The sequence below is a fragment of the Spirillospora sp. NPDC048819 genome, assembly GCF_040650055.1.
Classification (GTDB): domain Bacteria; phylum Actinomycetota; class Actinomycetes; order Streptosporangiales; family Streptosporangiaceae; genus Spirillospora.
This window is the reverse complement of record NZ_JBEZGN010000012.1, coordinates 21499-35562: the sequence shown is the minus strand read 5'-3', so window position 1 is coordinate 35562 and position 14064 is coordinate 21499. Positions and strand designations below refer to the sequence as shown.

Below are 14064 nucleotides of genomic sequence, written 5' to 3'. Positions count from 1 at the left end.
CGCCGGTTGACGGCTCGCCCGCCGGGACGGCGACGAGGATGGCGTCACAGGCGGCCAGCCAAGCTCTTGAAGATTGAGTTCACGGCACTTATAGTTCCTGCCAAGTGACGTTCGCCCTGGTGAGGTCGGTATGGGGTCGAGTGAGTACTGGGTCGATGGTCGGCGCGAGCGGGCCGTGACGGTCAACGGAGCCGGTGGCGGGGAGAGCGACCGCGATTCTCGGAAAGACGTCGCGGAAGTGGAGCGGAAGCGGTTCCTGGCTCGTGAGCTAGCGAAGGTCCCCGTGAGCAACAGCAGTCAACGGCGCCGGGCGAAGAGGCGGCTCGTGCGCCGCATCCAGCAGCATCACTCCGAGCGGCAGAGGCGGATCAACGGGCTGTGAGCGAGGGCGAGGACTCCTATCTCGCGTTCTGAGGCGGGCCGATCACGTGTCGGTCTGCACGCTAAGGCGCGGAAGGGCATGCTCGTAGGCCGCGCGTTCGTGTGCGAGGTCGGACCAGTCATCCGGTTTCTCGGCCGCTTTGAGGCCGTCCGAGTCACAAAGACCCCAGGTCTCGGCCTCCACCCAGGTCAGCCGTCGGTACTTGCGCGGAGCCATGCATTGGGAGCCGAAATCCCAGCCGACCGCTGAGACTGCCCTTCCGGAGAACTGCTCATGAGCCCGCCGGACGTAGCGGGCGCGGGTGATGGTCTCCGGGTGGAGGAACGACAGGTCGAAGCCGTTCGCGCCCAGTCCGAAGGCGGCCAGGCCGTACAGGAAGGTCGCCTCGATGCCTCGCAGCGAGCAGAATTCGGCGATCCTCTTGGCGCCGCAGAGCGTTCCGGCGTAGGAGAGGATGTACACGCGCCGCAGCGGGTGAGACTCCAGGTAGCGGCGGAGCGCCGCGGTGATCGTTGCGCCGGAGGCGACGGTGTCCCCGATGATCAGGGTCGCGGCCGGCGCGTCGAAGCAGGTGTAGGGCGCCTCGATCCGCGCGTCGCCGTCGGAGACCGCGGTGCGCGAGGTGGCGATCATGTTGATGGGAAGGTTGCGGCCGGTCTCTGCGGCCATCGCCTCCGCGAGCTGGTAGACGAGGCCCTTGCTGAGGATCATCAGCTCGGCGATGTCGTCGGTGGCGAGTTCGTCCGCCAGGTGGGCGACGAAATGACGAGTGCAGCGAAGACAAGTCTTGCGGAACTCGACCTCCGTGAGATTGCGGTCGAAGAGCAGGTCTTCGAGAGCCCTGTTATGGACGGTGAAGACACGTGGGTTCGCCTGGCCGCCGCCGATGAGCTCCGCGGTGCTCTGCCCCAAGTCGGCTCTCACGTCTCATCTGCTTTCCGCAAACGAGTGGCCGTGCAGGCTCTCGAGAGCGGCGAGCATCGGTGGGTCACCGGGCAGGACGTTTTCGCGGTACTCCGTGATGGCCTCATCGAGCCAGACGGGCATGTGCCGGGCTTCGACGTCCTTCTCCGTCGCGACTTTCGCGAGCCTCTCCCCGGCGGACAGGAAATCGTCGACGACGGCGGTGGCGAGCGCGGCCACATGAGGGTGCACGTAGTCACGGACGCGCACACCCCGGTATTCCAGCTCGTCGGCCCGGTATTTGGAGTTCCGCGGTGCCACGACGATGATGGGCGTGCCAAGGAGGGCGGCGGCGGTCATCTCGACCCCGATGCCGATGCCGCGCCTTTCCCGGGCGTCCACGATGACCGCGCTCGCGACCATGACCTGATACATGTCGCGGCCGAACTGACCGAGCGTGTTGGACGGGTCGGTGATCGGGTCGTCCGGGTTCAAGAAGACGACCTCGTGCGGTGCGGCGCCCTTGCCGACCTCCAGCCTCTCGACGTCCGACCAGCAGAGTTTCCTTTCGTCCGCGGCGCCCTTCATGATGGAGCCCGAGCAGTACACGGATATGGTCATCGATCGTCTCTCCAGGTCGTCTTACCGTTAATGGTGAAATCGGCCATGGTGCCGGCCAGGGCCTGTACGTTCGACGTCGCCTCGGCATACGTGCCGGCAGGCCGGAAATTCCGTGATCCGCGTGTGTCCAGGACGGCGATCCGCAACGCGTTCGACGAGGCGTTGTCGTAGGCCCGGTCGATGACGAAGCCGAACTCGGGAAGAGCGCGCAGCCGCAGCAGTTCGTCCCAGTCGGCGATGCGATGGACGAAATCCCGGATTCCGAGCCAGCTCAGGACCGAGTCGAGCCGTCGGGCCGACAGCAGCCTGCCCTGCATGGAGGTCGTCTGGCGGCCGAGTCCGCAGGTCAGGTCGCCCGGTGGTAAGTCCGTCAGGATGGCGGCGTCCAGGTCGAGAAGGTAGCTCCGCAGATACGCGCGGGAGATGAAGAAGGCGAGCGATGCGCTTTCGGCGGGTGAAAGGGGAACGGGTATCGTACGTTCCACGAAACGTGCGATGAACGCCTGCCCTTCCAGCCGTTCGGGGGTTCTGGCCAGCAGCCGTTCGGCGCGTCCCCGCGGCCGGTGCCATCTGTTCGTGGTTCCGCGCGCGATACCGTGCAGTTCACCGCCGGGCTGGAGCGCCTCCCGCCACAGATCACCGATTCCGGCCGCCGTTCCGCCACCGTGCCGGGGCGCCCAGGTGAAATCGCGATCGGAACAGACTCCCCGCACGGGTGCGTGGCGATAGGGGTTGTGCCGGTCCCGCCGGTACTCGTGGACTTTCATCTCGCGGTAGTCGGCGAGGTCGGGCACGGGGGACACGTAGCGGAGCACGCCCTCCCGCACCAGCGGTTCCATGCACCCGAGGAAGATCGGGTACCAGGCAATCTCGAAGATGTAGGACGCGGGGATGAGCAGGTGCCGGTCGGTCAGCAGCAGTGCCAGCCGCGTGGCGTCCAGCGCCTGGGTCAGGGAGAGGGCTGCATGCCTTTCACCGACGTCGACGCCGTAACAAGCGAGAATTTCGGGATTCGTGTACTGAACGAAGAGAGGCCGTTCCCGCTTGTAGGCGCCTTCTGCTCCGAGAGGCGGCTGTGTCACCGCTTTGCCCAGCACCGCCGTGACGTAGATGTCGCGGGCCGCTACGAATGCGTCGCGTCTGGCCCACACCTGTTGAGTGGTGGCCAGACGTTCCAGTTCGTCACCCATCGTCGTCCAAGGACATGGATATGTGCTGGTCCCGGCCGGCGATGAAGGCATTCCGGCCTGTGGTGATGTTCTGCACTACCTGGACGGTGCCCGTGTCCGCCAGTGACTCCCGGACGTGGCTGACGAAATCCCCGAGTTCGGCCGAGGCCTCCACGTGCTCGGCGAGGAAGGCCGTCAGCAGAGCCGTCCACCTCGCCTGCTCCGCCGCCACGGCCGCCTGTTCCGGTGGGGACAGCCGGCTCACTCTGCCCGCCGACTCCTCTAACTCCCGGGCCAAGTCCGATTCGGTGGCCTGTACACCGCGGCCGATGATCCGCGCAAGACGCGCCCTGGCGGTGCCCCAGACGTCGGTGGTCATGGCCTCGACGAGAGCCGCCCCGGCCGCACCTGCCAACCCGGCGAGCGCGGGATCCATGACGCCACACCTTCCAGGTCGGCTGCATTGTTCAACGATTCTCATCCGAGACCCATTATGGACGAGTAATAACTGATCTTCCAGAGGCATTGCGCATTCCTTGGATCCCCGCCGGAGAGCTGGCCCGACAATTCGGTGGGAATTGGGCAGACTCTGTGATGGTTGTGGTGTGTCCGCAACCGAACCGGGTTCAGGGTGGGAAGCGGCGTAGCTGCGGAAACGGACGTAACAGACGCCCTTACCTTTTGTGCGACCGCCCGTGATCGGCTCGGACGCGGCCGCCCCCCGTCCAATGTCCAGAGAGCAAGATCACGTATCTGAAATTCCCTGAAAACTGCATGTACAGCGCCTTTATCACCCAGAACCCGCCGTGGCCGAGGTCGGCCACGCGTGAAGCCGGGCCACCGGGATGGGGCGGACTGTCGGAGGGACGTGCTTGTGTAGCTTGTACACGACATCGAGGGGTGGAGGCGCGGCGTGGGTGAGGACGACGGCGGGCTGTTCCCGCAGCCGGGGGACGTGCAGCTCTCCCTGGTCAAAGGTGAGGCCACCAAGGCGATTCCGCCGTTGGACGTTCCGCAGGCGTTCGCCGAGGGCGGCTCGTTCCAGGTGCGGGACGAGCTTGAAGAACTCGTCCAACGCGACCTGCTCGGGCCGTGGGACGGGCCCGACGAGGAGTTCAAACCCAAGGCGATGGGCCCACGCGAGCGATACCTCGTCGGGATGCTCGGGCCACGGCCCTCGCCGGCGTCCACGATCGAGAACGCGGACCAGGTGCCCGACACCGAGACCGGCGTGGACGGGGACGCGGCGGAGGGAGGGTTGCCGGAGGTCATCAGCCCGCAGACGCTCGGCAAGATCTGGGCGTCCTCCATGGGCCTGTCCTTCTGCGTCGGCGGCGATGTGGACGCGGTCGTGGTCAAGGCGACCTGGGGGCGCTACGACCAGCACGAACAGGAAGGCGAGGACGGCAAGAAGGTCCGTGTCTGGGCGCGGGAGCCGTTCACGCGCGAGAAAGAGGTGCGGCTCGACGCGGAGGAGTCTTACAAGATCCCGCTGACCGGGGAGCACGAGGAGGCCCCCGGCGTGCTGCTCAGCGTGAACGTCAGGCCGAGGGACGGCAGGCGTGTCGTGGAGATCGCCCTCGTCAACCAGCAGACGGAGCCGACGAGCAACAAGGACACGGCGTGGCTGTTCCAGCCCGAGCTGACGATGACGGCGCTCGACGGGGCGAAGGCCGTGTTCCTGCCCGTTGACGACCCGGTCGACGACCTCCAAGCCGTCGGGGACGACGCGGAGGAACTGCACCTGCGGCTGCTGTACCGCAACGAGCGCCGGTACGCCGCCGGGCGCAACGTCGCCGTCCACGCGGACGTCGCCGAAGGGGAGCGGACTGCGCACCGGCTCACCACCACATGGCTGCCGGCCCACAACGTGCCCGCGACCATTGCGCCGACCGGGCCCGGCACCCCACTGGAGCACGTGACGCTGTCCATGGACGTCCTCGCCAAGGCCAGCCCCGCGCAGCTCAAGGACGGTCTCCAGCCCCTGGTCGACGGCTACACCACCTGGCTGGACGACCGGGAAGCCGAGATCCCCGGGCTGCCGGACGGGCTGAGGGGCGCCGCCCGGAAGGCCGTCCACGACGCAAGGAGAGCGGCCAACCGCATTGAGGCCGGGGTCAGGCTGCTGTCGGACGAGACCAGTCGCGGGCACCAGGAGGCCCTGGCCGCCTTCCACTTCGCCAACGAGGCGATGGCCCTGCAACGCCGCCACACCGCGCTCGTCCCGCACCGGGAGGAAGGCCGCACCTACGACGAGGCGCTACGGGAGATCGATGCACAGGGGGAGAGGGCCGCGAGCTGGCGTCCGTTCCAGCTCGCGTTCGTCCTGCTCAACCTGCCGTCGCTGACCGACCCCGGCCACCCCGAGCGCGCGGCCGACGACACCGCCCTCGTCGACCTGCTGTTCTTCCCGACCGGCGGCGGCAAGACCGAGGCGTACCTGGGTCTGACCGCCTACACGTTCGCGATCCGCCGGCTGCAATGCACGCTCGGCACGGCCGAGGACGCCCGCGACGGGATGGCGGGCGTCGCCGTCCTCATGCGGTACACGCTGCGGCTGCTCACCGCCCAGCAGTTCCAGCGGGCCGCCGCCCTCGTGTGCGCCGCCGAGGTCATCAGGCGGCGCGACCCCGACACGTGGGGGGACGAGCGGTTCCGCATCGGGCTGTGGGTCGGCGCCGGGGTGTCGCCCAACTGGTTCGAAGACGCCAAGGACCAGATCATCGAGGCCCGCGACCAGGGAAGCGGCCACCGCGCCAACGTCCTGCAGACGCTCGCCTGCCCCTGGTGCGGTGAAGGGCTCCGCGCTGAACGCGACCTGCACATCGACGACGACCGGCGCCGCATCCTGCTCTACTGCCCGCGCGGTGAAGGGGACGCCTGCCCGTTCTCGCGCAAGGTGGCGACCGGCGAGGGCCTTCCGATCCTGACCGTGGACGAGGAGATCTACCGGTACGCGCCGAGCCTCGTCATCGCCACCGTCGACAAGCTGGCCCAGCTGCCCTGGAAGGGCTACGCCGGGATCCTGTTCGGACGTGCCCGCGGCCACTGCGACCGGCACGGCTTCCGCCACGACGACCTGGACGACAAGACCGGGTGCGCGAGCAAGCACAACAAGAAGGGCGCGCTCCCCGCCGTCAGCGCCCGGCCCGTCGTCCGGCTCCGCCCGCCCGACCTGATCATCCAGGACGAGCTGCACCTCATCTCCGGCGCGCTCGGCACGACCGTCGGGCTGTTCGAGGCGGCCGTCGCGGAGCTGTCGTCCTGGCCGTACCGGAGAAGCCGCACCGGCCCGAAGATCGTCGCGTCGACCGCCACCACCAAGCGGGCCCGCGAGCAGGTCCGCGGCGTCTTCGGCCGCGATCTGGCCGTGTTCCCGCCGCAGGTCATCGACGTCGCCGACACCTTCTTCTCCCGCCAGGAACCGATCACGCGGCGGACGCCGGGGCGCCGCTACCTGGGCATCTGCGCGCACGGGGTCCGGATCAAGTCCGCAGAGATCAGGCTCGCCGAGATCCTGTTGCTCGCCGGGCAGACGCTCTTCGACAAGTACGGCGAACCCGCTGACCCTTACATGACAATGGTCGGCTACTTCAACGCCACCCGGGAGCTGGCCGGCATGCGCCGGTACCTGGACGACGACGTGACGACGCGCGTTCGCCGCCACGGCAAGGCCAAGGGCCTGTCCGACCGGATCGTGCAGCGCGGAGGCATGCTCACCATCCAGGAGCTGACCTCCCGCATCTCGTCCGGCGACATCAGCGACGTGCTCAAACTGCTGGAACACGGCTTCGACCCCGACCTCGACACGAGCCGGCGCCGCGCCGACATGTTCGCTGACATGCGGCGGCACCTGCAGGAACGGAGGGACTCCAAGGCCAAGGGCGCACCGAGGCATCCGATGACCGAGCGGTTCTACAAACGCAGCGGCGCGGGGCTTCAGCCGGTGGACGTGGTGCTCGCGACCTCCATGCTCCAGGTCGGCGTGGACGTGTCCCGCTTCGGCCTGATGGTCATGGTCGGGCAGCCCAAGAACACCGCCGAGTACATCCAGGCGTCTTCACGCGTCGGACGCGACTCCGAACGCCCCGGCCTGGTCGTCACGCTCTACAACTGGTCCCGTCCCCGCGACCTCGCCCACTACGAGGACTTCGAGCACTACCACTCCACGTTCTACCGGCAGGTCGAGGCTCTCTCCGTGACCCCGTACACCCGCCGCTCCCTAGACAGGGGCACGGCCGGCACCCTCGTGGCCGCGATCCGGCATGCGGCCGAGGAGTTCTCCCGCAACCCCGACGCGTTCGACATCGACCGGTCCGACCCGCGCGTCCAGGAGATCGTCGACAGGATGCTTGCCCGCGCCGAAGCCGTCGCCGGGACGCGCGGACGCGAGTACCTGAACGAACGGGCCCAAGTCGTCCTCGACGCATGGGAGGGCCAGAAGACCGGCGGCAGCGCCCGGCTCGGCTACCAGGACGGCACCTGGAACAAGCAGACGATCAAGGGGCTGCTGCGGCCGGCCGGCAGCGGCAGGTGGGAGACGATGACCACCGGCATGTCGATGCGGGAGACGGAGAACGAGATCAACCTGCTCTTCCCCGGCGGGGAGGCCATCTACCACCCCCTCTACAACGAACCGGACTGGTCGTTCGGCCCGCCCTCCGATCCCGACGAGGACGAGCCCGAAGGCGACGAGCTCGGACAGTCCACCCTCGACGCCGCGAACGGACTGGAGACCCGATGACCGAGCCCGCGATCCTCCGCCGCCGCGTCGGCAGCGTCCGTCCGAGCCACCTCATGTTCACCAGCGGCGTCGGGGCACTGGTCGACCTGCCGAACTTTTCCGTCCTCGTCAAGGGCCTGGACGACTGGAACCACCAGGGGCTGCCCGAGGCGATGCCGATCGCCGAGCCGCGCCTGCTGGCCGCCGTCCAGCAGAGCATCGGCAAGAGCGTCCAGAAGCTGATGCCCGCCCCATGGATGGAGGGCTTGGACAGGGAGCCGGCGGGCCCCGCGTCCAAGATCGGCGTGCCGGTCGCGCCCTTCCCCGGCTGGCTGCGCTGCACCCACTGCAACGAACTCGGCGGCCTCGACTCGGGCATCTTCCGCTTCGAGAACACCAAGCCGCGCAAACCGCACGAGGCGCGCTTCTTCCACGACAAGTGCAAGAAGCGTAAACCCCTCGCCGTAGCGGCACGGTTCGTGCTGACCTGCACCAACGGCCATCTCGACGACTTCCCGTACGCGCACTTCGTGCACCGCGGCGATAAATGCCAGAAGGCCAGCCACCCGCGGCTGCGAATGGAGGACCGCGGCGGCAACCTCGGCGCCAACGTCGAGATCAAATGCGTGAACTGCGGAGAGCGCCGCAACATCCGCGACGCGCAGGGCAAGCGCGGCGAGGAGAACCTGCCCCACTGCCGGGGCCGCCACCCGCACCTGGCGACATTCGACCCGCAGGGCTGCGACAAGCGGCCGAAACTGCTGGTCGTCGGCGCGTCCAACCAGTGGTTCGCCAAGGGACTCGCCGCCCTGGCCGTCCCGCAGTCCGGCGCCAGCGCACTGGACGCCAAGGTCGAGCTGAACTGGATCGCCGTCAGCGGTATCGACAAGCCGATGTACGCCTGGGCCCGCGAGAACGCGCCCGCCTTCAAAGAACTCGACCAGTGGACCGACGACGAGATCGCCGAGGCGGTCGCCAGGCATCGCGCCAAGCTCGAAGGGGCGGGCGACGACAAGGCGGACAAGAACCCCGACCTGCGCACCGCCGAATGGGAGGTGTTCTCCGCCGCCAAGCTGCCCGACCCGAACTCCGACTTCACCCTCCGCCGCGCCTACCAGCCCGTCCCGGACGAACTGACCGGCATCTACGCCGACGTCGTCCAAGCCGAGCGGCTTCGTGAGGTTCGCGCCCTGATCGGCTTCACCCGGCTGGACGCCCCCGACCCCGAAGACCCGAACCTCGTCAAACTCGTCCCGCTCGCCCGATCCAAGCCCACCTGGGTACCGGCCAGCGAGGTGCGCGGCGAGGGCATCTTCCTCAAGGTCTCGGAAGACCTCCTCCAGGAATGGGAGGAGCGCGTCGAGAAGTCCGAAGCGATGGGCCTGCACCGTGAGGCGTACGCGCGGCACCGCCGCAACCGCTACTCCGACCGCATCGCGAGCATGTCCGACTTCGACGACATGGCGCACTGGCCCGGCGCTCGTTTCATCGCCCTGCACACGCTCTCCCACCTGCTGATCCGAACCATCTCCCTCGAATGCGGATACAGCTCGGCGAGCCTGTCGGAACGCATCTACTCCGGCACCGAGGACGACCCGCGCCGCAGCGGCATCCTCATCTACACGGCCGTCCCCGACGCCGAAGGCACCCTCGGCGGCCTGGTCTCCCTCGCCGAACCCGAGCAGCTCGTCCGCCTCACCCGCCGCGCCCTGGCCGACGCGCGCCACTGCTCGTCCGACCCACTGTGCGCCGAACGCCTCCCGCAGGCCCCGGCCGACTTCCTGCACGGCGCCGCCTGCCATGTATGCCTGTTCGTCTCCGAGACGACCTGTGAACGCGGCAACAAGTTCCTCGACCGCCGCTTCGTCGTCCCCGTCGCCGACAGCGACCTTGCCCTCTACCCCGACCTTCCATGACGCCCCCGCTCGACACGAGACCACCGCGCAGGACGTCCCCCGCCGCCCTCGACAGGACGGTGAGCCGGTGAGCGACTTCGACGACGCCGACATGACGCCGCTCGACAGGTTCGAAGCGGGCGCCCGCGAACCCGCCTTGCGGATCGGGCCGGAAGGGCTCCGCGTCCTGGCCGACCGTTTCGAACGGCAGCAGTATTTCGCCGTCCGGACGAGCGTGCCGGGCTTCGAGGAGGAGGCCAACGCCCTCATCGCCGCTTCCCAGCAAGAAGATCTCCCTGCGGACGCCGTCGCGGCGTACCTGCGGGGTGTCGCGGCGGCGCTCCAGCAGGAGGCCGTGCGGGTGGAGCCGGTGTGGAGCGGGCCGACCGAGCACGGAGTCCCGGTGCGGGCCACCGCACAGGTCCTGGCCCAGCTCGTCCGGCGCACCCGGCACGAGTTGCTGCTGATGACGTACTCCGCCAAGCCCTACCGGCCGCTCCGTGACGCCCTCACCGAAGCCCTCGCCCGCAACGTCGTGGTCAGGGTGGTCGTGGAGACGCTCCAAGGCGCGGGCAGCGCGATCTCGGGTGAGGAACCCGCCGCCGCCTTCCACGGCCTCGGTGTGGAACTGTGGCACTGGCCCGTCACCAAACGCGCCGACGACAAGGGACGGATGCACGCCAAGATCGCGGTCGCGGATCGCCGTGAACTCCTCGTCTCCAGCGCCAACCTCACCCAGTCCGGCGTGAACAGCAATATCGAAGCCGGGCTGCTCGTCCGCGGCGGAACCGCCCCCGAACGCGCCGCCGAACACTTCGACGCCCTGCGCTCGGCCGGACTCCTGGAACGCCTGTGACCACACCGAGCGCCGGCGCCAAGGCCGACAAGGGCGAGACCGACGGACCCATCAGCGCCGTCGGAAACGACATGGGCGGGGGTGAGGCCCTCGTCAGCGCGGCCGATATCGCCCGGCTCACCGGGTTCGGGCGTGCGGCCGTGTCCAACTGGCGGCGCCGCCACGACGACTTTCCGCAGCCCGCCGGGGGCACCGCCAACAGCCCGTTGTTCGCCCTGCCGGACGTGGAGAAATGGCTGGCCGACCAGGGCAAGCCCCTGACGCTGACCCCCGAGGAGCGGCTGTGGCAACTGCTGCGCACCACGGCCGACGACCTCCAACTCGGCGAGGTCGTAGGCGAACTCGGCCGAACCGCCTATCCGCCACAGCGCGATACCCGCCGGGGGCGCGGCGGCGGCGTCCCCGGGAACCTCATGTCGCTGGCGCGGGAAATCCGGAAACTCCGCAGTCCGGACACCTACGAGTATCTCGTCCGGCGTCTCGTCGAGGCGCACGCACGGCGCATCGTGCCCACGCCGCCGGACACGGCATGGCTCATGGCGTGCCTCGTCCAGGTGGACGGCGGCCGGGTGTACGACCCGGCGTGCGGGATCGGGAACCTGCTCATGGCGGCCCAGAAGCGCGGCGCGGGCAGCCTGGCCGGGCAGGACCGCGAGCCCTACGGCACCGACATAACCCGCACCCGCCTCCACCTTCACGGGGACGGCGACACGCGGATCGTCCACGGCGACAGCCTCACCGCCGACGGCTTCGACGGCGAGCGGTTCGACGCCGCGCTGTGCGACCCGCCTTTCGGCGACCGGGCCTGGGGCTACGACGACCTGGCCGGCGACGCCCGCTGGGTTCACGGCCTCCCGCCGCGCGGCGAACCCGAACTGGCGTGGGTGCAGCATGTCCTGTGGCATCTGCGTCCCGGCGGCGAGGCGGCGGTGCTGATGCCTCCCGCCGCCGCCGGCCGCCGTTCGGGCCGCCGCATCCGCGCCGGCCTTCTGCGCACCGGCACCCTCCGCGCGGTGCTGGAACTGCCCACCGGCGCGGCCGCCGGATCGACCTCCGCGCCCCACCTTTGGCTGCTGCGCCGCCCCGCGGACGGCGACCCCCCGCCCACGCACGTGCTGATGCTGGACGCCTCCAGTGGCCGGACCGAGACGCTGATCGACGCCACCGCGCGGTTCCTGCGCGGGAAAGGCGACCCCGGCACGGGACGCCCCGTCCCGCTGATCGACCTGCTCGACGACACGGTGGACGTGACTCCGTCCCGCCACCTGCGCGGCAGCGCCGACATCCGGGCCGGGTTCGACAAGGCCCACGCCCGGTTCCGCGGCAGACTGACCGCCGTCAATGCCCTCGCCGACGAACTGACGTCCTTCGCCGAGGCGGCCGAGCACAGCACGACGACGCTCGCCGAACTGATCCAGAACGGCACGATCGAACTACTGAACCCACCACTCAAGATGGAACTGAACACCGGCGAGATTCCCGTCCTGACCGGCAAGGACATCACCATCGGACGCGGCCCCTCCGCCCGCACGGTCTCCGCCCCCGGCCTGCTGCTGCTCCGCCCGGGTGACGTGGCCGTCGCCCAGACCGGACGGCAGGTCCAACCGCACGTCATCGACGCCGAGGGCATCGCCGCCGGGCCGCAAGTGCAGGTCCTCCGCCCCGACCAGACCAGATACGACCCCCATTTCCTCGCCTGTTTCCTGCACGCCGCCGGGCAGGCCCGTGCATCGTCCACCTCGTCCCGGGCCGATGTCCGCCGTACGCCCATCCCGAACTTGCCGATCGGAGCTCAGCGCTCCTACGGCGCCGCCCACAACCGCCTCATGAGGCTCTCCGGGGCGCTCCGCGAACTGGCGGACGCCGGTGACGACACGATCGCGCTCGGGATCGAGGGCCTGGGTGGTGGCGGCCTCCGCCCGGACGGTTAAATGACAGCCGTGACGACCATCGCCGACCGTTACGAACTGGATCCCGTCCATATCGGCAAGGGCGGGATGGGCGAGGTCTGGGGCGCCACGGACACCCGGCTGCGACGCCGCGTCGCGGTCAAGTTCGTCCGGTTCGCGGACGAGCCGGAGCTGATCAGGCGGTTCGTCCGGGAGTCGCAGCTCACCGCGCGGATGGGGCACCCGGGCGTGCCCGTCCTGTACGACGCTGACAAGGTCACGGGCGGCCCTTTCGACGGGCGCCTCTTCCTCGTCATGGAACTGGTCGACGGCGTCAACGTCGACGACCTCGTCGCCGAGCACGACCCGCTCCCGATCGGCTGGGGCGCCGCGATCGCCGCGCAGGTCTGCGCCGTCCTCAGTTACGCGCACGCGAAATCGTTCGTGCACCGCGACCTGAAACCCAGCAACCTCATGGTCGACAAGAACGGCGCGGTCAAGGTCCTTGACTTCGGTCTCGCCGTCGCCCTCGACGCGGACGAGCGCTCCCGTCTCACCAGCTCCAACCAGCAACTCGGCACGCTCGCGTACATGGCGCCCGAACAGTTCCGCGGGCAGTCCAGCCCGTCCAGCGACCTGTACGCCCTCGGCTGCGTGCTCTACCAGATGCTCAGCGGCCAGAGCCCGTTCCAAGGCCCCGACCACGTGTCCCTCATGCACGCCCACATCTACGAGAAGGCGGACCCGCTCCGACGGCTGCGCCCCGACGTACCGTCCGACCTGGAGACCCTCGTGCAGCGGCTTCTATCCAAAGCCCCCGAGGCCCGGCCGGCCTCCGCGGACGAGGTCTTCGACGCCCTGCACCCGTACACCACCGGTCTGCAAGAGCTCCCCGGAGCCGTGCACGCCGGCCGCAGCGCACTCCGCATGTACGCGGACGTCGCCGGGCGAACCCTGACCACCTATACCGCCACGGCGCCGCCGCCCCCGCAGCCCGGCCCCCGGTCAGCACCGGCCTCCGACTCCTTCAGCCTCGGCGACGTCGCCCGCGCCCGCCGCCGCGCCGAACGCCTCATGCGCGAGTCCCGCTTCGATGAGGCCGCGCGCACGCTGAGCCGCACGTCCGCCCGCGCCGAGAGCGTCCTCGGCGGCGACCACACCGAAGTGATCGGGCTCCGGACGGATCTCGCCGACGTCCTTTTCAAGGCCGGCGACTACCTCGCCGCCGCGTCCGCCTTCCACGCCCTCGCCCAGGACACGGCCGACCACGATGGCCCCGACTCCGAGACCGCATTGAAGTTCCGTTTCCAGGAGGCCAACAGCCGCGCCCTCGCCGGCGAGATCGACCGGGCCCTCGCCCAGCTCAAGGACCTCATCGGCGACGAGACCCGGCTGTTCGGCAAAGACCACGACCGTGTCCTCGACCTTCGCCGTCAGCAGGGCCTCCTCCTTCACGGCGGCGGGCGCACCACCACGGCCCGCCGCGTCCTGGAAGAACTCGCAGCAGACCTGGAACGTCTGCGCGGCCCGGACGACCGGACGCTCAAGACCGTCCGTGAGACCTTGGCGCGACTCAGAAGCGGGTGACCGGGTGGCCGGTGGTCCTAGGCCGATTGGACCTTGGGG

9 protein-coding genes are annotated in these 14064 nt (G+C 69.3%); 5 read left to right on the top strand and 4 right to left on the bottom strand.

Annotated elements, in window-relative coordinates; genetic code table 11:
- Positions 1-424 precede the first annotated feature (424 nt).
- From AB0C35_RS18315 to AB0C35_RS18300, 4 genes are read right to left on the bottom strand one after another with little or no spacing between them, the layout of a single operon-like run.
- Positions 425-1306: a hypothetical protein gene (locus tag AB0C35_RS18315; RefSeq protein ID WP_358456960.1), complete on the bottom strand. Its 882-nt coding sequence runs from the start codon at positions 1304-1306 to the stop codon at positions 425-427.
- Positions 1307-1309: 3 nt separating this feature from the next.
- Positions 1310-1906 (bottom strand): hypothetical protein, encoded by a 597-nt coding sequence (locus tag AB0C35_RS18310; RefSeq protein WP_358456957.1) that lies wholly within the window; start codon positions 1904-1906, stop codon positions 1310-1312.
- Positions 1903-3096 carry a hypothetical protein gene (locus AB0C35_RS18305; protein WP_358456954.1) on the bottom strand — a complete coding sequence of 398 codons (1194 nt, stop codon included), beginning with the start codon at positions 3094-3096 and terminating at the stop codon, positions 1903-1905. The genes AB0C35_RS18310 and AB0C35_RS18305 overlap by 4 nt, the downstream gene beginning before the upstream one ends.
- Complete coding sequence (locus AB0C35_RS18300; protein WP_358456951.1) at positions 3089-3511, bottom strand: hypothetical protein; 423 nt, start codon at positions 3509-3511, stop codon at positions 3089-3091. The genes AB0C35_RS18305 and AB0C35_RS18300 overlap by 8 nt, the downstream gene beginning before the upstream one ends.
- Before the next feature lie 477 nt (positions 3512-3988).
- Here AB0C35_RS18300 and drmA point away from each other — a divergent pair, with 477 nt between their 5' ends.
- The 5 genes from drmA to AB0C35_RS18275 all read left to right on the top strand — a co-directional run bounded on the left by drmA (position 3989) and on the right by AB0C35_RS18275 (position 14025).
- Complete coding sequence (gene drmA, locus AB0C35_RS18295; protein WP_358456948.1) at positions 3989-7819, top strand: DISARM system helicase DrmA; 3831 nt, start codon at positions 3989-3991, stop codon at positions 7817-7819.
- On the top strand, positions 7816-9714 hold the full coding sequence (locus tag AB0C35_RS18290; RefSeq protein WP_358456945.1) for a DUF1998 domain-containing protein: 1899 nt from the start codon (positions 7816-7818) through the stop codon (positions 9712-9714). The genes drmA and AB0C35_RS18290 overlap by 4 nt, the downstream gene beginning before the upstream one ends.
- Before the next feature lie 67 nt (positions 9715-9781).
- Entirely contained in the window at positions 9782-10549 is a 768-nt protein-coding gene (gene drmC / locus AB0C35_RS18285) for a DISARM system phospholipase D-like protein DrmC (protein ID WP_358456942.1), read from the top strand.
- The gene (locus tag AB0C35_RS18280) at positions 10546-12480 is read left to right on the top strand and encodes an N-6 DNA methylase (RefSeq protein ID WP_358456939.1); all 1935 of its coding nucleotides are present in this window, start codon (positions 10546-10548) and stop codon (positions 12478-12480) included. Before drmC ends, AB0C35_RS18280 begins: the two co-directional genes overlap by 4 nt.
- Complete coding sequence (locus tag AB0C35_RS18275; RefSeq protein WP_358456936.1) at positions 12481-14025, top strand: serine/threonine-protein kinase; 1545 nt, start codon at positions 12481-12483, stop codon at positions 14023-14025.
- Positions 14026-14064 lie beyond the last annotated feature (39 nt).

Bases quoted from the DNA above. Each gene is read 5' to 3' on its own strand.
- AB0C35_RS18310 (WP_358456957.1), bottom strand. From the start codon at position 1,906: ATGACCATATCCGTGTACTGCTCGGGCTCCATCATGAAGGGCGCCGCG.
- AB0C35_RS18305 (WP_358456954.1), bottom strand. From the start codon at position 3,096: ATGGGTGACGAACTGGAACGTCTGGCCACCACTCAACAGGTGTGGGCC.
- AB0C35_RS18300 (WP_358456951.1), bottom strand. From the start codon at position 3,511: ATGGATCCCGCGCTCGCCGGGTTGGCAGGTGCGGCCGGGGCGGCTCTC.
- AB0C35_RS18290 (WP_358456945.1), top strand. From the start codon at position 7,816: ATGACCGAGCCCGCGATCCTCCGCCGCCGCGTCGGCAGCGTCCGTCCG.
- AB0C35_RS18275 (WP_358456936.1), top strand. From the start codon at position 12,481: ATGACAGCCGTGACGACCATCGCCGACCGTTACGAACTGGATCCCGTC.